Here is an 18208-nt window from a genome sequence, read left to right as displayed (position 1 = left end):
TAGGAATGAATAGGAGTGAATAGTGTGTCAGAAGAAAAAATTTATGATGTCATTATTATTGGTGCTGGGCCAGCTGGGATGACAGCTGCAGTGTATACGTCTCGTGCAAATTTAAGCACGCTTATGCTTGAACGTGGTATTCCAGGCGGACAAATGGCAAACACAGAAGATGTAGAAAACTATCCAGGTTATGAATCTATTTTAGGACCCGATTTATCAAATAAAATGTTCGAGCATGCGAAGAAATTCGGTGCTGAATATGCATATGGTGATGTGAAAGAAGTCATCGATGGCAAAGAATACAAAACAGTTGTAGCTGGTAAAAAAGAATACAAAACACGCGCAATTATCGTTGCAAGTGGTGCAGAGTATAAAAAGATCGGTGTACCAGGTGAAAAAGAACTTGGCGGCCGTGGTGTATCATATTGCGCGGTATGTGACGGCGCTTTCTTTAAAGGGAAAGAACTTGTTGTTATTGGCGGCGGAGATTCTGCTGTTGAAGAAGGTGTGTATTTAACACGTTTCGCATCAAAAGTAACAATCGTTCACCGTCGTGATGCTCTTCGCGCACAGAAAATTCTTCAAGACCGTGCTTTCCAAAATGAGAAAGTGGACTTCATTTGGAATCATACTGTAAAAGAAATTAACGAAGAGAATGGTAAGGTAGGTAGTGTAACACTTGTAGATGTTAACACTGGTGAAGAACAAGAATTTAAAGCAGACGGTGCTTTTATCTATATCGGAATGTTACCATTATCAAAACCATTTACTGAGCTGGGCATTACAAATGAAAATGGTTATATCGAAACAAACGAACGCATGGAAACAAAAGTTCCTGGTATTTTCGCAGCTGGTGATGTTCGCGAAAAGATGCTTCGTCAAATTGTAACTGCAACTGGCGATGGCAGTATTGCAGCACAAAGTGCACAGCACTACGTAGAAGAGTTGTTAGAGGAATTAAAAACTGTAACAGAAAAATAAGGATGTAAATCCTTTTCGAAGAAGAAAGCTACCTTCGTATAGAAGGTAGCTTTCTTTATTTTTCGTTTGGAATGTAAAATATTTGTCAAATTTCTCATGGAGCACACAAATGGTTATTGTTATACTAGAATCTACGGAAAAAATGATTATGGGAAATGAGGAGTTTATTCAGTATGGAATGGCGTAATATATACCGTGGTTTTTGTATGGGAGTTAGTGATTTAATTCCTGGTGTAAGCGGCGGGACAATTGCTGTTGTACTAGGGATTTATGAAAGATTGCTTGCGGCAATTAGCGGATTCTTTAGTCGTGAATGGAAAAAACATTTAGGCTTTTTAATTCCGCTTGCTGCTGGTGTGGCGGTGGCACTTTTAACATTAAGTCATGTGATTAAGTATTTGCTGGAATATTATTATGAGCCAACACAGTTTTTCTTCCTTGGTTTAATTTTAAGTATTTTACCAATGTTAATGAAGGAAGCGAATGCAAAGGAAACATTTAAAGCAGGACATATTGTTATACTAATCGTTGCAGCGGCTCTTGTAGCTGTAACAGCATTCTTTAAGCCAGATAAAGCGGCAGATCCAATTACTACGTTAACAATTTTAAATACAATTGGGCTATTTTTGGCAGGATGGATGGCGAGTATGGCTATGCTACTTCCAGGGATTAGCGGATCATTTATTTTATTAATCATTGGTGTATATCCAACAGCGATTAATGCATTAACAACATTAAACCTACCGCTAATTGCAGTCATTGGTGCAGGTGTTATGGTTGGATTTGTGGTGAGTAGTAAAGGGATTAGCTACTTATTAGCACATTTTAAAAGTGCAACATTCGCTGCAATTATTGGGCTTGTCATCGGATCGATTGCAGTAGTGTTTCCTGGGATTCCAGCCGGTGGTATGTCGATTGTAAGTTCTATTATTACGTTTATTTTAGGGTTTGCGATTGTATCGTATTTTAGTAAGAAAAAGTGATTGAGAGATAGCTCTCAATCACTTTTTTTGTTATTTGTATTTATATTTTTTGTATTTTTTACCAAGAATATACGAAAGCGATCGTTTTGGTGAAAAAGTTACTTGAGCTTACTTTTCTGCTTTATCTTGCCCCTTAACATTTGGTAGGAAAGTAAACCACCTGTAAAAGTACAATTCATGATGGGCTACTTTACTTTATTTGGGGGTGTCAAATATGAAAGTGTCAATATTTATCACTTGTGTTGCAGATGTTTTTTATCCAGAAGTAGGAAAAGATGTTGTGGAAATTCTTGAAGATTTAGGGTGTGAAGTTGATTTCCCTAAAGACCAAACCTGCTGCGGACAGCCTGCTTATAATAGCGGTTATCATAAAGAAACAAAAACAGCTGCAAAACATATGATTAATGCTTTTGCTAATTCGGAATATGTTGTAGCGCCATCAGGATCTTGCGCTATGATGGTTCACGAGTTTTCTAGTTTATTTTCTGAAAGTGAAGCAGAGTGGAAGAAAAAAGCTACTGAACTTGCAAATAAAACATATGAATTCACACAGTTTCTTGTTGAAGTATTAGGGAAAGAAGACTTAGGTGCGGAGCTTCATAAAAAAGCAACGGTTCATACATCTTGCCATATGAGCCGATTAATGGGGATTAAGGAACCGCCGCAAAAATTATTAAAATGTGTAAAGGGACTGGAAGTTGTTTCGTTACCACATAATTATGATTGCTGTGGATTTGGGGGCACATTCTCAGTGAAAATGCCAGAAATCTCTGAGCAAATGGTCGATGAAAAAGTAAAGCATATTATGGAAACCGGTGCAGAACTGTTAATCGGGATGGATTGTAGCTGCTTAATGAATATAAAAGGACGTTTAACACGCAATGGTTATCCAATTGATGTAAAGCATATTGCTCAAGTATTAAATGAAGATCGAAAATAAGAGGGGGGATATAAAGATGGGAATGAAAATTGGGAATGATCCTTTTCATAAGCGTGCTGAAACAGGTATAGGGGATCAATTCATGAGACAGGCTGTCAGGAAAGCGCAAGATGGTCTTAGAGGCAAGAAATTAAAAGCTACTGAGAGTCTTGGGAATTGGGAGGAATGGCGAGCTTTAGGGGAAGAAATTCGAAAGCATACATTAGAAAACCTTGATTATTATTTGTATCAACTGAGTGAAAATATTGAGAAAAATGGTGGTTTTGTTTATTTTGCAAAGACTGCAGAAGACGCAAGGGAATATGTAAAAGGGATTGTAAAAAAGAAAAACGCGAAAAAAATTGTGAAATCAAAATCTATGGTAACGGAAGAGATTAGTTTAAATGAAGCGATTGAAGAGGCTGGAGGAGAAGTGTTAGAAACGGACCTTGCCGAATTTATTCTGCAAGTGAACGACCACGATCCTCCATCACATATTGTTGTTCCGTGTCTTCATAAGGATAAAGAACACATTTGTGAAATATTTAAAACAAAGTTAGATTATACTGGAACATCTGATCCTACGGAAATGGCGAGGTTTGTAAGGGATTATTTGCGTGATGATTTCTTTACAGCGGATGTAGGGGTGACAGGATGTAACTTTGCTGTTGCAGAGTCTGGATCTATTTCTATCGTGGCAAACGAAGGAAATGCAAGACTTACCACGACGCTTCCGAAAACGTTAATTACAGTTATGGGAATGGAACGTATTGTTCCAACATGGGAAGAGCTTGATGTATTAGTAACACTTCTATGCCGAAGTTCTGTAGGACAAAAGTTAACAAGTTATATTACAGGGTTAACCGAGCCCGGTGGGACAGACGGACCTGAGGAGTTTCATTTAGTCATTGTTGATAATGGTCGTTCTAATATTTTAGGAACAGAATTTCAAAGTATCCTTCAGTGCATTCGCTGTGCGGCATGTATTAATGTATGTCCCATATATCGGCATATCGGTGGACATGCGTATGGCTCCATTTATCCAGGACCGATTGGAGCTGTGTTGACACCACTTTTAGGAGGATATGATGAATATAAAGATTTACCTTATGCATCTAGCCTTTGTGGAGCTTGTACAGAAGCGTGTCCAGTGAAAATACCGTTACACGATTTATTAATTAAACATCGCCGCCACATTGTAGAAGAAGCGAAACAATCACCTGTGGCTTGGAACGTTGCTATGAAAGGTTTTGAAAAAGCGGTGAATAGCTCCAGATTATTTTCTCTTGCTGCAAAGACCGCTCCGTATGCATTAAAGCCTCTTACAAAAGGGGACAAGATCGAGCGTGGAATCGGTCCGTTAAAAGCTTGGACGGATGCGAGAGATTTTCCAGTTCCAGAAAAACAACCGTTTAGAGATTGGTTTAAAAAACGTGAAAAGGAGAACGATAATGGCCATCCAAAATCGTGAGGAATTTTTATTCCAATTATCAGAAAAGCTTGGCAGAAAACGTCCGGAAGCAGTAAAAAAACCGAACTGGTCTTTTTCTCCGCAGTGGACTGTTTTTGACGGATTAACACAAGATGAACTTGTATTGAAATTAATAGAGCAATGCGAGGTAATCCATACACAAGTTAAGCGAACAACAAAGGCCAGGCTTGTTGAAACATTACAATCTTTTCTCACAGAATGGAATATTCAATCTGCTGTGTATTCTAATGATGAACGGTTTGAGGAATATGGTCTCAGTCAATTTTTAAGCAATGAAGGTACAATGCATTTTCGTAAGTGGGGCTTAGATCATAAAGAAGAGAACATAGAATTTGCGAAAGCTGCTGACCTTGGCATTACGTTCAGTGATATCGCTCTTGCTGAATCAGGAACCGTTGTTCTATTTAATGATGGATTAAAAGGAAGGCACGTTAGTCTTCTTCCTGAGTCATATATTGCAATTGTTCCTAAAAGTACGATTGTGCCAAGGTTAACCCAGGCTACAAAAGTCATTCACCATCAAAATAAAGCGGGAGACAAATTGCCAGCTTGTGTGAATTTCGTTTCTGGTCCGTCAAATAGTGCAGATATTGAAATGAATCTCGTCGTAGGTGTACATGGGCCAATCAGAACAGCGTATATTATTGTGGATGATCAATAAGGATTTACGTCTCCTTACCAAATAATGAGTTAAAAGATTTGACTTGATCTTTGTATATTGCGTATAAGATATGCCAATTGTGAGGGATTCTATTTTGTAATCCAACAGCGATGGGAATTAATTTCCATCGTTTTTTTGTTTCTTTAGGCCGGGAGCTCCTTCATTGTGACAAAGTGTTTTTGATAGTATAATGAAATGAGTATGTGATGAAGAAATTCATCATAAGTAGCTGAGGTGAAGAAACATGCAAAGAGTAACAAACTGTGTGTTAATCAAAGATAATGAAGTTCTCCTATTACAAAAACCTCGTCGGAACTGGTGGGTTGCACCGGGCGGGAAAATGGAACGCGGTGAAACAGTAAGAGATTCCGTTGTTCGCGAATATCGTGAAGAAACAGGTATTTATTTAAAGAACCCAGCGTTAAAGGGGGTCTTCACTTTTGTCATTCAAGAAGGTGATAAAGTTGTTTCTGAATGGATGATGTTCTCCTTTTTAGCGACAGATTTTGCAGGAGAAAACAAATTGGAAAGCGAAGAAGGCATCATTGGCTGGCATACATTTGATAAAATTGATGAGTTAGCAATGGCACCAGGAGATTATCACATTATTGATTATTTAATTAAAGGAAATGGAATAATCTACGGTACGTTTGTATATACACCAGATTTTGAATTACTTTCATATCGATTGGATCCGAGCTAAACCGTCAAGGAGGGGATACAATGACAGCGAATAATGATATTAAAATGGTAATTATTACAGGAATGTCCGGTGCAGGAAAAACAGTAGCCTTACAAAGTTTTGAAGATTTAGGATATTTTTGTGTAGATAACTTACCACCGATGTTATTGCCGAAGTTTGTTGAACTTATGGCAGACTCGAAAGGGAAAATGAATAAAGTGGCACTTGGTATTGATTTGCGTGGCCGCGAATTTTTTGAACATTTATGGGGAGCGCTTGATGATTTATCAGAACGCACTTGGATCATTCCTCATATTTTATTTTTAGATGCGAAAGATAGCACGCTTGTAACGCGTTACAAAGAAACGAGACGTTCGCATCCGCTTGCGCCGACTGGTTTGCCGTTAAAAGGGATTGAGGCAGAGCGTGATTTATTAACAGATATGAAGGCAAGAGCTAATATTGTACTCGATACGTCTGAGTTAAAACCGAAAGAATTGCGCGAGAAAATTGTTCATCTGTTTTCAACAGAAAATGAGCAAGCGTTTCGTGTAAATGTGATGTCATTTGGATTTAAGTACGGTATTCCGATTGATGCTGATTTAGTATTTGATGTTCGTTTTTTACCAAATCCATATTATATTCCACAGATGAAGCCTTTAACAGGACTGGATGAAGAAGTTTCGTCATATGTGCTCAAATTTAATGAAACACATAAATTTTTAGAAAAGCTGACGGATCTCATTACTTTCATGCTTCCTCATTATAAAAGAGAAGGTAAGAGTCAACTTGTAATTGCAATTGGATGTACAGGTGGGCAACATCGTTCTGTTACGCTTGCAGAATACCTTGGAAAACATTTGAAACCAGAATATATCGTTCATGTATCTCATCGTGATGTGGAGAAGAGAAAGGGCCATTAGGGGATGAAAAAAGAGAGAAAACCTAAAATTGTCATCATGGGAGGAGGAACTGGACTATCTGTTTTATTAAGAGGATTGAAGAAATATCCTGTTGATATTACAGCGGTTGTTACAGTAGCTGATGATGGTGGCAGTTCAGGTAGATTGCGTGATGAGTTAGAAATTCCACCACCAGGCGACATTCGTAACGTACTTGTTGCGTTATCAGATGTAGAGCCGCTTGTGGAAGCTTTATTTCAACATCGTTTTACATCCGGAGAAGGTTTAACGGGTCATGCATTAGGTAATTTATTGCTAGCTGGGATGACGTCGATTACAGGAGACTTTTTCCATGCCATTACAGAAACGAGTAAAGTGTTAAATGTAAGAGGGCGTGTTTTACCAGCGGCCAACCAAAGTGTTGTGCTTCATGCAGAACTGGAAGATGGGCAAATTGTAACAGGCGAATCGAAAATCCCGTATTTTGGGAAAAAGATTAATCGTGTGTTTTTAACACCGGGTGATGTAGAACCACTGTCTGAGACATTGATGGAGATTCAGCGGGCTGATTTGCTTGTTTTTGGTCCTGGTAGTTTGTATACAAGTATCTTACCGAATTTAATCGTGAAAAAAATCGGGGACGCTGTTCTTACTGCAAAGGCGAAAAAGGTATATGTATGTAATGTCATGACACAAGCCGGTGAAACGATGGGGTATACAGCATTTGATCATGTGCAAGCTTTGCATGATCATCTTGGAGCACCTTTCATCGATACAGCGATTGTAAATAATCATGATATTCCTGCTGAATTACGTAAACTGTATGCAAAAGAGCTGTCTGAACCTGTTGTGGTTGATGAAGATCGTTTTGCTGAAAGTAAGATTCGTTTAATTCAAGATGAATTAGCAAAGTATGATGATCAAGTTGTAAGACATGATACATTAAAACTAGCTTCTATTTTATATTCGTTGTTATAAGCATGCGTTATCTCTTTATGAGATAACGCTACTCATTCATATAGGACAAAATTGTTGTTCCCAAATATCGTATAAGGAGGTGGGGCTGTGTCATTTGCATCAGAAACAAAGAAAGAGCTGACAAAGCTTGAGATGAAGGAGTGCTGTGAGAAAGCGGAGTTATCAGCATTGCTTCGAATGAACGGATCACTTTCTTTTTCAAACCGTCGTCTTTCGATTGATATTCAAACAGAAAATGCAGCAATTGCCAGAAGAATTTACACATTGCTGAAAAAAGGATATGACGTAACGGTAGAATTACTTGTTCGTAAAAAGATGCGACTTAAGAAAAATAATGTATATATCGTTCGGCTTGTTGAAAAATCACGTGAAATATTAGCAGATTTGCATATTGTAAGAGAAGACTTTTCATTTATTCGCAATATCTCACAGGAATTGATTGAAAAGAAATGCTGTAAACGATCGTATTTAAGAGGTGCATTTTTAGCAGGTGGTTCAGTAAATAACCCAGAAACATCATCTTATCATTTAGAGGTCTTTTCGCTATACAAGGAACATAATGATTCTATATGTGAACTGATGAACGGATTTGATTTAAATAGTAAGACGTTGGAAAGGCGTAAAGGGTATATTACGTATTTAAAAGAAGCGGAGAAAATTACGGAGTTCTTAAACATTATTGGTGCACATAATGCGTTGTTAAGATTTGAAGATATTCGTATTGTTCGTGATATGCGTAATTCGGTCAATCGTTTAGTGAATTGCGAAACAGCTAATTTAAATAAAACAATTGGTGCTGCTTTAAGGCAAATCGAAAATATTCGTTACATTGATGAGACGGTGGGACTGGATGTCTTGCCAGATAAACTGCGCGAGATTGCACAATTACGTATTAATTATCAAGATGTAACATTGAAAGAATTAGGCGAGATGGTATCTGGGGGAAAAATCAGTAAATCAGGTATCAATCATCGCTTGCGTAAAATCGATGAAATTGCAGAGAAATTACGCGCGGGGGAACCGGTAGCAAAAAAATAACGGTAAAGGGGAGAAATGGAGCTATGGTTCAAAAACAGGTTGAGGTTGCATTAAAAAACGGCTTGCAAGCACGTCCGGCTGCGTTGTTTGTACAAGAGGCGAATCGTTTTCATGCTGATATTTTCATTGAGAAAGATGGTAAAACAGTCAATGCGAAGAGCATAATGGGAATTATGAGCTTAGCGATTGGATCTGGCAGTAAGGTAACGATTATAACAGAAGGGTCAGATGCAGAAGCTGCTTTAGAAGCGTTGGCTGCTTATGTGCAAAATAAACAGTAAAAGCTATCGCATGTAGCGATAGCTTTTTTACTGTGAATGGTCGATATGTTGTGTTGAATCGTCAATGAGTTTACTTTATCATTCTCATATAAATTATGAAAGAATCCGTTTTTCTCCTTGGAGCTCACGAATTGGTTGAATGTTTTGTGTGAATTCTACAGTTCCTATATATTTTCCATCTGCATTTCGCACTGCGAAGTAACGAATATATACATATTTATCTTGAAATTGAATCCAAAAATCTTCGCAATCTTTTTTTCCAGATTTGAAATCTTCTAAGAGCTTTTCAACGACATGAACGCTTTTTGGTGGATGACAGTTTTGCACTGTTCGACCAATGACAGCTTTCGTACGAGCAAAGATTCGTTCTTTTCCATGAGAGAAGTAACGCACAACATCATTTTCATCAATGAATGTAATATCAACAGGTAAGTGATTTAACATTAGTTCTAACTGTTTTAAAGATAATATACCTGTTTCAAAACGAATCAGGCCTTCGGATAGGGCTTCTTCTTTGATCATATTTCTTTCTGGTTTCCATGTACTTGTAGGACTTGTTAAGCAGTAGCCAATTTCATCACTTTCATGAGCGATTTTTAGCCATTCATCTTCTGTAAGAGTTTGAAGGGCCATCGGAAATAAAATATTTTCTTCTTTAAAAATCATTTCAGTTACGTCATGGATGACGAAGGAAACGCTGTCTAAGACTGATTTTTTATCTTGATTATAATTTACTAATTTTTGTTTTGCTTCTTTAATAGCAGCACGAATTCTGTCATCAACGCCCCACATAACTTGAGTTGGTCCATAAATGCCGTATTTCTCTAGATAAGGGAAAAGTAGATTTTCTTTCCGGCTATAATGTTTATCAACATCGATTAATAAATTTAAGTCTTCTATTAGTTTATAAATATTTTCTTCGCTATCTTCTTTTTCAAAACGTTCATAGTGAAGTTGAAGTTTGAAATTCACAAGTAGATCGATTTCTTTGTTTTCCATTTTAAATGTATGAATGGGATGGCCTGGTTGCTCTTCTTGTTTATTAGATTGATGAATTTCTTCAATGGATCCTTTAAAAACAGCTGTATGAACGGAGCATAAGCGTTGGACTTCTTCAACTGGAATTCCTTCTTCTTCCATAAGTGCCTGTTCGAGCTTTGAAATTTCTGCTACGGTAATATTTCCGATCGCTTCTTGAAACTGAGCTGTTACATCTTCAATATTTTTTCCGTTATGAAGATCTTTAATAATAGTCTTTAAGACTGTTTGTCGTTCAGAGTTATTTATACTTTCTTGTTCCCTGTTATTAATGATTTCGCTCATAAGAATTCTCCTCTACTCGTTAATGTGAAATTCATTATTTTTAAAACTTTCCTTTACTGTATCAAGTGAAATTCCTTTCATTCGGCATCCGTTTGGAATTGTCATTATACGGCCGGCTGTTTGAAGCATATTAGGTTTCGTTATATTTTCAAAGCCAAGATCTTTTAAAAGAGGGATGATCTCAGGGTATTGGGTAGTTAAATCATAAACAGTTTGATGAAAATCAATTAACTTTGTCATTATTCTCACCTCGAAAACAAATGATAGTAATTTTCAATTACAATGTAACATAAAGGTAGGGATAGAATTGTGAGTCAAATCACACATTCTTTCTTTTTAACAAGTTTGTCACTTTTGCTTTTATCTTACTATTCTCAATTAGTAACATTGCGATATTAAGATTTAAAGGGAAAAAGGAAGTTAGAGCAGAGTGCACAGTCTTGTAAAAAGCTGTCATGAAGGATCGCCATCAGTGGAGGATGGAGGGCCTCCACTGATGGGAGTATCACTAATAAAAGGGTGATGACTTCGAATAGAATATTGATTTAGGACAGCTTGGGATCAGATTATATAATTTCATTTTCCAACTTGTTTAGATCGATAAGGAAATGACCATCTCCATCCGTAGCAATTAGTTCATTTTTTCTTAAGTAAGTAATGGTTCGGCTCATAGTTTCTCTTGATGTTCCAATCATGTTGGCGAGCTCTCGGTTCGTAAAATGGGTTGTTATTTTATATTTTTCATCTATCTGTACACCATTTGACTTACATAGGCGTAGCAGTAGCATAATAATTCTCGCATATGTGTCATGAAGAATTTGTTCTTCTAATCTATTTTGAAGATCTACGATTTTCTCTCCAAGAACTCTAAATAATTTAATACATAATTCAGGGTACTTAATTAAAATCATCTCAAAATCAACGATAGGAATGACAATTAATTGGGCATCTTCAAGAATTTCAGCATGAGCAGGAAATGAACCTTTTCGAAAGAAGCCAGAGTGAGGAAACATTTCTCCATCTTGAAGTATAGAAACAATTTGTTCTTTGCCAGATGTATCTGTTTTTTGAATTTTCACTTTGCCAGAGTGAATAAAAAATACTCGGTCAAGTGTATCACCCTGCATAAATACAAATGATTTTGCTTTATACATTCGCATTCGTGAAATTTCCACAATGGGTTGAATTTCTTCTTCTGAAAGTTCTTTAAAGAGGGAAACGCCCTGTAAGTGTTTTTTTATTATTTCTGACATGTATTCATCACTCCTAACATCATCCAAAAGATAGTGCTTTTCTTATTAATGTATCCTAAATAGAAAAATGAAGCAGTGATAAAAATCATACTTTTGGTGAAGGTGAGATGAATTTCAAAAACAAAATTGGAACTTGTAAGATTTGTGAAAAATAAGAGAGGAAGATGGAGGTATACGCTTTTCATGAATGCAGATGTCGGCCTGTTAATGCGGGATAAAACGGGATTAATTGAAAAGAGGTCGTTATTCCTCTTTTCAATTATCCTGTTTTATTCTTATTTAAGCTTGTGCAATTGCACGTGGAAATAAAACGTTATTTTCTAAATGTATATGCTCGAATAAATCAGATTCAAGAGCTTCAAGTCGTTGATAGACAAGACGATAAGTGCCACAAGCGCCTACTGGGGGAGTAAAGTCATTTGTAACTTTACGAAGTTCTTTAATAATATCACCAGCGTGGTTGTGTTCATTTTCTAATTCATCTACTACTTTGCGTAATTTCATATAATTTTCATCAGTTGGATTTTGTTCAAATGCTAAAATCAAAGGGAAATCTTCTGTTTCTTCTTTAATTAAATGTTGCTCTAATTCTGTTTTTAATTCATGGAATAGCTTATGAATTTGAGCTAAATGTGGTTGTCCTGCTCCATGAACGCGTAATACTTTTGTTACGTAGGGGCTTAACAACGGTAATTCTTCATTCAAATAGCGATGATGTTTATTCACAATATAATCGATTAATTCACTATACGAAGTTGTTTTCCAATCAATTTCAGATTCGTTTAATTGTTTTGTTTCATGATAGAGCGTATTTAACTTTGTTAAAATTTCTTCTGAGGATAAATTTCTTTCATTAATAGCATCGATAATGGGTCTATTACCACCACAGCAAAAATCTATTCTATATGATTTGAAAAGGTCACTTGCCTTTGGAAATTGTGTAACAATATCACCAATAACGGAATCTTCGGTAAAAATATGTTTCATATGAATACCTCCATAAAGTTTAAATGTTTGATCTGGGTTAAGAATATCGATAATTTAGCGTTCATGTGGTGATATAAATCACTTATAATGAGTGAATTTTATCATTAGTGATTTTTATATAAATTTAAAATTGCAAAGAAAAAATAATGCAGTGATTTTACTCACAGTATCCTTTTTGAACATGGCTTATCTTTAATGAAAGAGGATATAGGGAATCTATTTTATATAAATATTGATCTCGATCCTTTTGTTTGATTCAGTAGCAAAGCATTATAAAAACATTTGAAATATTTTTGTATGTAGCACGTATGACATTATTGATCAAAACTTTGGGGGAGAGTGTCGAAAGAATGAAGTTAATTATTCCAAAGCAGCATGGAGCATGGGGAATGTTACTTATTCCATTTATTTTGGGCGTTTTAATTGGTAAAGGGACGTGGTACCATATTCCGCTTTTTTTTGCATGGTTATTCGTATACTTAGCTACGTATCCTTTACTAATGTATGTGAAGCAACCAAGGAAGAAGTATTACCTATATTATTTCTTTCTTTATTTTAGTGTGGCCTGTGTGTTCGCGATTGTCGCTCTTATATATGAATGGCGTATTTTATTGTTCTCCATTGTTATGCTTCCATGCTTTTTCATAAATATTTATTATTCACGTCAAAAAAACGAACGAGCTTTGTTAAATGATATATTTGCTATTATTTTGTTTTGTATAGGTGGAATAATTAGTTATTATTTCACAATGAAAACAGTTGATGAGAAAGCATGTGTAATTGTAGTGATATCATTTTTATATTTTATGGGAAGTACGTTTTATGTAAAGTCGATGATTCGTGAGAAAAAGAATCCAACGTATCGTTTGGTTTCGTGGGGTTACCATTCTTTACTCGTGATTATTACTTTAATTGTATCACCGTGGTTTAGCATTATCTTTATACCAAGTTTAGTACGATCCATAATATTTTATGGTAGAAATATTTCAATTTTAAAATTGGGTATTTTAGAGATTGTAAATTCGATTTACTTTTTTATTACAGTAATGTTGTTAGCCAAAGCCTTACTGTAATAATTTCTCGTAATTATTACAGTAAATTTGTGATGGTTCAGTAATATTTTGATAAGGAAACTGATTCAAATAGCTTTTTTACATTTCATATATATTATCCTGCTATTTACGGGTAGTAATTGATTATGATTTGAATGCTAGATACTGAAAGGACTGTATAAATAATGACTTTCTATCAAACGTTAACGCCATATTATGATGAACTTTTTCCTGCAAATGAGAAACAAACAAATTTTATAGTCTCTTATTTACAAAAAGGTAGCTCTATACTGGATGTGGGCGCAGGAACAGGTAATGTAGCCCAAGCGCTAGTTGAAAAGGGTTTTGCTGTTACTGCAATGGAACCAGAGGAGACACTGGCTGCAAAAATTCGAGAGAAGGCTGCAGTTTACGAAGGGATATTTAGTGTAAATACATTTGGGATGCAACAAATTAAAAATGTGCCTGGAGTATTTGATGGTATTTATTGTATTGGAAATACACTTGTTCATTTAGATAATACGAAAGAAATCTTTAATTTTATCTGTGGATCTTATGAAAAATTAAAAGTAAACGGAAAACTAATGATTCAAATTGTAAATTATGAAAAAGTATTAGATGAAAATAATTTCAAATTTCCAGTACTAGAGAAGAAACATTTCTCCTTTAAGCGTAATTATACGCTAGAAGGAGAAAAAGTATTATTTACTGCAACATTGAATGTAGATGATAAAGAATTATCAAATAGTATTTCGTTATATCCTATTACGAAAAAGGAATTACTGCCTATGTTAAAAGAATCTGGTTTTCGGACTATAGAAACGTTCGGTAATTTTGAGAAAGAGGCTTATTTACCTAATAAATCAGCATTAGTGCTTGTAGCTACAAAATAAATACGTTATTCAAGATGCCTTAGTGAAGGAGACCTTTCCCATTCGCTAAGGTGTTTTTTTATTTAGTTTTGCAAAATGTGATTCCAGTCATCTTTTTATCTTAGGAAAATTTTTATAATACAGTTGTTGTTAACAGATACCATTTGGAAGGCAGTGAAACAATATGGATAGAGAAGTGAAGCTAACAGAAGATATATATTGGGTTGGAAAGATTGATGATAGGGAAGTACCGTTTCATCGTTTGATTTTAGCAAAAGGAACAACTTATAATGCGTATCTTTTAAAAACTGAAAAACCAACAGTGATTGATACAGTTGATCTAGAGTTTGGAAGAGAATTTGTAGAATGTTTAAGTAAATTAATTGATCCACAAGAAATTCAATATATCGTAGTAAATCATACAGAGCCAGATCATTCAGGTGGCTTGGCAGCATTAGCCTCAAAGGCTACAAAGGCTACAATTGTATGCACAGAAATTGCAGTACCTGAGTTGCAGGAAATGTACAAATTGCATCACAGAAATTTCTTAGTCGTCAAAGATGGAGATACATTAGATATTGGTGGAAAAACGTTGAAATTTAAAGAAACCCCATATCTTCATACAGAAGAAACAATGATCACGTATTGTATCGAGGATAAAATTTTATTCCCATGTGATATTTTCAGTACACATGTAGCGAATTATGAATTCTTTAACGATGAAGTGAATGAAGATATTACGGAAGATTTCATAGGCTACTATAATGCGATCATTCATCCACATAGAAGATATGTTAGAACGTTAATAGAGGCATTAGAAGGTTTAGATGTACAAATGATCGCTCCATCTCATGGGTACATTTTACGAAAAGATGTCCAAAAATATATCGATTTATATGCAGAAATGAGTAAAGATACAACGCAAGGTAAAAAAGTAACAATTGTATATACAACTATTAAAAACAACACGAAAAAAATCGCGAATATCATTAAAGAAACATTCGAGGCAGATAATATTAAAGTAACAGTATTTAATGCTGATAAATCGGATAAAGCTCAGATTCTAGGAAGTATTCAAGAAGCAGATGCAGTCTTCATCGGATCGTCAACTAAATATGCAGATATGATTGGAAACTTAGAAGAAATTTTAATAGAAATGAAGGAAATGAACTTAGAAGGGAAAATCGCAGCTGCATTCGGATCATACGGTTGGAGTGGTGAAGCAATCGAGGTAGTACAAGATTACCTAAATGAAACAAACATGAGAGTCCAAAGTACATCAAATGTTATTAAATCTACAGGTATGACTCATGTTGAATTCCCTATTCGCATAAGATTTTCTCCAAAGAGTGAAGAAAAAACACAACAAATCAAACATGCAACAACATTTGTTACAGATTTATTATTAAGCTCTATTTAATAGAAAAACGTAGGTGAAGACATGGAAAAGAATTTTGTTATTATCGGAAGCGGAGTAGCTGCTGTAAATGCTGCAAAAATAGTTAGAGACCATAATAAAGATTCAAATATATTCATTTTTGGTGAAGAATCATCTTTACCCTATAACAGAATTAAACTATCAAAAGAGTTATACACAGATTTGCATAGCGAAAAAGTTTTAATCAAAAAAGAGAAGTGGTACCAAAAAAATAATATATCAATTTTTACAAATACAAAGGTGGTAAAAATTGATACGGAGCAGCAACATATTGTTACAGCGAATAATGAGAAAATTGCTTATTACAAACTGTTAATCTGTACAGGTGCAAATAATAAGAAGCTACGAATAGATGGAATAAATAAAAAAAATGTCTTTACGATTAGAGACATGCATGACGCGGGTGATTTTAAAACATGTTTAGAAGGTAAAAAGAGTGTTGTAAACATTGGGGGAGGCGTACAAGGATTAGAAACAGCTTGGTCTATCGTGAACGCGGGTAAAAAAGTATCCATTGTGGAAGTTGCAGATAAATTAATGGGAAGACAATTAGATGAGAAAACGTCTCTTTTATTAAAACAAAAAATTGAAAGTGCAGGAGTAAAGGTATATTTAAATACAACTATTGATTCTATTCTCGGAGGAGAAGAAGTAACTGGAATTAAAGTAAATGGTGATCAACGAATTGCTTGTGATAGTGTTGTGTATTCAATTGGAGTCACTCCTAACATTTCACTAGTGAATCATACTCCTATCCACGTAAATAGAGGTATTGTTGTCAATGAGATGATGGAAACGAATGTGGAATCTGTATATGCTGCTGGGGATGTAGCGGAGGTAAATGGTGAAATTGACGGTCTATGGGGACGAGCAATAGATCAAGGGAAAATTGCAGGTAGTAACATGGTTTCTATTTCTGCTACTTACAAGAAAGCAATTCCAGTTACAATCTTTAATGCGTTTGATATATCTTTATTCTCAATTGGATGTATTGATGAAAAACAATGTGATACAACGATTGTTGAAGAGGATGGCAAAGAGAAATATACAAGGTTGTTTATTAAAGATAATAAAATAGTAGGTGTTATCTCATTAGAAGGAGTAGTTGCATCTATCCCTTACAAATCCGCTATTGAAGAACAAGTATCATTGGAAGAGATTGATATGAAAAATACGAATATAAGTGAAATAATGAGCAAGGTAAAAGAGAAACTACAATCTTAATATGGTAATAGAAAGAGGGCATTATAATGAAAAAATATATTTGTTTACCATGTGGTTATATTTATGATCCAGAAATTGGAGATCCAGATGAAGATATAGAACCAGGAACAAGTTTTGAAGATTTATCAGAAGATTGGGTGTGTCCAGTATGTGGAGAAGATACTGAGCATTTTGCGCCAGTAGAAGAATAGCAAAAAAAGTAACGAGAAGATTATTTAATCTCTCGTTATTTTTTATAAGGAAAGAGTTTTTTATGTGATTGGGGTCACACGTGGGTACTTTAAGAAAAGATATAATAATGTAGATACGATTAAAATTCAGCAAAAGTAGAGAAATTAGGCAAGGGATAAGAAAATTCTTACTGATTAAAGTTTCACTTTATATAATATATTTAAAGTTAGGTGAGGTAATGTGAAAGAAAAATGTTATCGTAAAAATACAGTGAAGCCTTGTCCAAGAAAGGTCCTTATTTTTCAGTCCCTATCTGATGAAGAAATTTTAAAAATAGCTTCAATGACAAAACATAAGCAATTTAAAAAGGGGCAACCATTAATTCATGAAGGAGAGAAGTCAGATACATTATTTATTATTAATCAGGGGCAAGTAAAGTTATCCAAATTAACTCTTCAAGGAAAAGAGCAAATCTTGCATATTTTAACAAGTGGTGAATGTTTTTGTGAATTGAATATATTTAATTGCGATGAGAAGAGTAATTTCAGTGCATATGCTATAGAAGATACAAAAATTTGTATGTTAACAAAAGCTGATATGGATAGTATTATGGAGCGGAATCCAGGTATTGCATTAAAATTGTTAAAAACCGTTACACAACGGTTAGCACATACGGAGAATTTAGCACACAATCTGGCAACAAATGATCCGGAAGTTAGAATCGCCTATATAATTCTAGAATTTTGTGAAACGTATGGTAAAGATACTGATAAAGGAATACTTATAAACTTACCATTGACACGAGAAGAAATGGCAAACTATATAGGAATGACAAGAGAAACAATTAGTCGTAAATTAAGTAAATTTGAAGAGTTAGGATTTATGACGTCAATTGGAAATAAGCAGATTATAGTTGAAAATAAGTTAGCTTTTAGAGAATATATCGAGTAAATGGGTAGGGATATTAAACT

The 18208-nt window shown here is 35.0% G+C and carries 20 protein-coding genes; 16 read left to right on the top strand and 4 right to left on the bottom strand.

Going from position 1 to position 18208, the window contains the following annotated elements; genetic code table 11:
- The first annotated feature begins 24 nt into the window (after positions 1-24).
- From trxB to NSQ40_RS25995, 10 genes are all read left to right on the top strand, one after another.
- A complete protein-coding gene (gene trxB / locus NSQ40_RS26040) occupies positions 25-981 on the top strand; it encodes a thioredoxin-disulfide reductase (protein ID WP_003201876.1) in 957 nt (318 codons plus the stop codon).
- A gap of 173 nt (positions 982-1154) precedes the next feature.
- Entirely contained in the window at positions 1155-1964 is an 810-nt protein-coding gene (locus tag NSQ40_RS26035) for a DUF368 domain-containing protein (RefSeq protein WP_003201878.1), read from the top strand.
- A gap of 214 nt (positions 1965-2178) precedes the next feature.
- Entirely contained in the window at positions 2179-2904 is a 726-nt protein-coding gene (locus NSQ40_RS26030; protein ID WP_003209079.1) for a (Fe-S)-binding protein, read from the top strand.
- A gap of 16 nt (positions 2905-2920) precedes the next feature.
- On the top strand, positions 2921-4354 hold the full coding sequence (locus NSQ40_RS26025; RefSeq protein ID WP_003201883.1) for a LutB/LldF family L-lactate oxidation iron-sulfur protein: 1434 nt from the start codon (positions 2921-2923) through the stop codon (positions 4352-4354).
- Positions 4335-5036 carry a LutC/YkgG family protein gene (locus NSQ40_RS26020; RefSeq protein WP_018783320.1) on the top strand — a complete coding sequence of 234 codons (702 nt, stop codon included), beginning with the start codon at positions 4335-4337 and terminating at the stop codon, positions 5034-5036. The genes NSQ40_RS26025 and NSQ40_RS26020 overlap by 20 nt, the downstream gene beginning before the upstream one ends.
- A 244-nt stretch (positions 5037-5280) precedes the next feature.
- Positions 5281-5739: an NUDIX hydrolase gene (locus tag NSQ40_RS26015; protein WP_001190078.1), complete on the top strand. Its 459-nt coding sequence runs from the start codon at positions 5281-5283 to the stop codon at positions 5737-5739.
- Between the two features lie 20 nt (positions 5740-5759).
- The gene (rapZ, locus tag NSQ40_RS26010; protein ID WP_003201889.1) at positions 5760-6641 is read left to right on the top strand and encodes an RNase adapter RapZ; all 882 of its coding nucleotides are present in this window, start codon (positions 5760-5762) and stop codon (positions 6639-6641) included.
- 3 nt (positions 6642-6644) lie between these two features.
- Positions 6645-7598, top strand: coding sequence for a gluconeogenesis factor YvcK family protein (locus tag NSQ40_RS26005; RefSeq protein WP_003201891.1), 954 nt, complete (start codon positions 6645-6647; stop codon positions 7596-7598).
- 87 nt (positions 7599-7685) lie between these two features.
- Positions 7686-8636, top strand: a complete 951-nt coding sequence (gene whiA, locus NSQ40_RS26000) for a DNA-binding protein WhiA (RefSeq protein ID WP_003201892.1) — start codon at positions 7686-7688, stop codon at positions 8634-8636.
- 23 nt (positions 8637-8659) lie between these two features.
- Positions 8660-8917 (top strand): HPr family phosphocarrier protein, encoded by a 258-nt coding sequence (locus tag NSQ40_RS25995; RefSeq protein ID WP_003201894.1) that lies wholly within the window; start codon positions 8660-8662, stop codon positions 8915-8917.
- A gap of 93 nt (positions 8918-9010) precedes the next feature.
- Here NSQ40_RS25995 and NSQ40_RS25990 read toward each other — a convergent pair whose 3' ends face one another.
- The 4 genes from NSQ40_RS25990 to ric form a co-directional block, all read right to left on the bottom strand.
- Positions 9011-10240 (bottom strand): DUF438 domain-containing protein, encoded by a 1230-nt coding sequence (locus tag NSQ40_RS25990; protein ID WP_003201896.1) that lies wholly within the window; start codon positions 10238-10240, stop codon positions 9011-9013.
- Between the two features lie 12 nt (positions 10241-10252).
- Positions 10253-10480, bottom strand: a complete 228-nt coding sequence (locus NSQ40_RS25985) for a DUF1858 domain-containing protein (RefSeq protein WP_003201898.1) — start codon at positions 10478-10480, stop codon at positions 10253-10255.
- A 326-nt stretch (positions 10481-10806) separates the two neighbouring features.
- Positions 10807-11493, bottom strand: a complete 687-nt coding sequence (locus NSQ40_RS25980) for a Crp/Fnr family transcriptional regulator (protein WP_003201900.1) — start codon at positions 11491-11493, stop codon at positions 10807-10809.
- A 279-nt stretch (positions 11494-11772) separates the two neighbouring features.
- Entirely contained in the window at positions 11773-12480 is a 708-nt protein-coding gene (gene ric, locus NSQ40_RS25975) for an iron-sulfur cluster repair di-iron protein (protein WP_003209082.1), read from the bottom strand.
- 350 nt (positions 12481-12830) lie between these two features.
- On the opposite strand from ric, the gene NSQ40_RS25970 reads away from it, so the two are divergent.
- The 6 genes from NSQ40_RS25970 (at position 12831) to NSQ40_RS25945 (ending at position 18188) form a co-directional block, all read left to right on the top strand.
- Positions 12831-13553: a YwiC-like family protein gene (locus NSQ40_RS25970; protein WP_033796550.1), complete on the top strand. Its 723-nt coding sequence runs from the start codon at positions 12831-12833 to the stop codon at positions 13551-13553.
- A gap of 164 nt (positions 13554-13717) precedes the next feature.
- Entirely contained in the window at positions 13718-14425 is a 708-nt protein-coding gene (locus tag NSQ40_RS25965) for a class I SAM-dependent methyltransferase (RefSeq protein ID WP_003201907.1), read from the top strand.
- 163 nt (positions 14426-14588) lie between these two features.
- Entirely contained in the window at positions 14589-15824 is a 1236-nt protein-coding gene (locus NSQ40_RS25960) for an FprA family A-type flavoprotein (RefSeq protein ID WP_003201908.1), read from the top strand.
- A gap of 21 nt (positions 15825-15845) precedes the next feature.
- Entirely contained in the window at positions 15846-17066 is a 1221-nt protein-coding gene (locus NSQ40_RS25955) for an NAD(P)/FAD-dependent oxidoreductase (RefSeq protein WP_003201909.1), read from the top strand.
- Between the two features lie 26 nt (positions 17067-17092).
- On the top strand, positions 17093-17257 hold the full coding sequence (gene rd, locus NSQ40_RS25950) for a rubredoxin (protein ID WP_003201911.1): 165 nt from the start codon (positions 17093-17095) through the stop codon (positions 17255-17257).
- Between the two features lie 220 nt (positions 17258-17477).
- Entirely contained in the window at positions 17478-18188 is a 711-nt protein-coding gene (locus tag NSQ40_RS25945; RefSeq protein ID WP_003201913.1) for a Crp/Fnr family transcriptional regulator, read from the top strand.
- Positions 18189-18208 lie beyond the last annotated feature (20 nt).

Source organism: Bacillus sp. FSL K6-6038, assembly GCF_038050455.1.
Classification (GTDB): Bacteria; Bacillota; Bacilli; order Bacillales; family Bacillaceae_G; genus Bacillus_A; species Bacillus_A pseudomycoides.
The sequence above is the reverse complement of the archived record's forward strand: the minus strand, read 5'-3'. Positions and strand labels throughout refer to the sequence as shown.

Bases quoted from the DNA above. Each gene is read 5' to 3' on its own strand.
- NSQ40_RS26035 (WP_003201878.1), top strand. From the start codon at position 1,155: ATGGAATGGCGTAATATATACCGTGGTTTTTGTATGGGAGTTAGTGAT.
- NSQ40_RS26030 (WP_003209079.1), top strand. From the start codon at position 2,179: ATGAAAGTGTCAATATTTATCACTTGTGTTGCAGATGTTTTTTATCCA.
- NSQ40_RS26025 (WP_003201883.1), top strand. From the start codon at position 2,921: ATGGGAATGAAAATTGGGAATGATCCTTTTCATAAGCGTGCTGAAACA.
- NSQ40_RS26020 (WP_018783320.1), top strand. From the start codon at position 4,335: ATGGCCATCCAAAATCGTGAGGAATTTTTATTCCAATTATCAGAAAAG.
- NSQ40_RS26015 (WP_001190078.1), top strand. From the start codon at position 5,281: ATGCAAAGAGTAACAAACTGTGTGTTAATCAAAGATAATGAAGTTCTC.
- rapZ (WP_003201889.1), top strand. From the start codon at position 5,760: ATGACAGCGAATAATGATATTAAAATGGTAATTATTACAGGAATGTCC.
- NSQ40_RS26005 (WP_003201891.1), top strand. From the start codon at position 6,645: ATGAAAAAAGAGAGAAAACCTAAAATTGTCATCATGGGAGGAGGAACT.
- NSQ40_RS25995 (WP_003201894.1), top strand. From the start codon at position 8,660: ATGGTTCAAAAACAGGTTGAGGTTGCATTAAAAAACGGCTTGCAAGCA.
- NSQ40_RS25990 (WP_003201896.1), bottom strand. From the start codon at position 10,240: ATGAGCGAAATCATTAATAACAGGGAACAAGAAAGTATAAATAACTCT.
- NSQ40_RS25985 (WP_003201898.1), bottom strand. From the start codon at position 10,480: ATGACAAAGTTAATTGATTTTCATCAAACTGTTTATGATTTAACTACC.
- NSQ40_RS25980 (WP_003201900.1), bottom strand. From the start codon at position 11,493: ATGTCAGAAATAATAAAAAAACACTTACAGGGCGTTTCCCTCTTTAAA.
- ric (WP_003209082.1), bottom strand. From the start codon at position 12,480: ATGAAACATATTTTTACCGAAGATTCCGTTATTGGTGATATTGTTACA.
- NSQ40_RS25970 (WP_033796550.1), top strand. From the start codon at position 12,831: ATGAAGTTAATTATTCCAAAGCAGCATGGAGCATGGGGAATGTTACTT.
- NSQ40_RS25965 (WP_003201907.1), top strand. From the start codon at position 13,718: ATGACTTTCTATCAAACGTTAACGCCATATTATGATGAACTTTTTCCT.
- NSQ40_RS25960 (WP_003201908.1), top strand. From the start codon at position 14,589: ATGGATAGAGAAGTGAAGCTAACAGAAGATATATATTGGGTTGGAAAG.
- NSQ40_RS25955 (WP_003201909.1), top strand. From the start codon at position 15,846: ATGGAAAAGAATTTTGTTATTATCGGAAGCGGAGTAGCTGCTGTAAAT.
- rd (WP_003201911.1), top strand. From the start codon at position 17,093: ATGAAAAAATATATTTGTTTACCATGTGGTTATATTTATGATCCAGAA.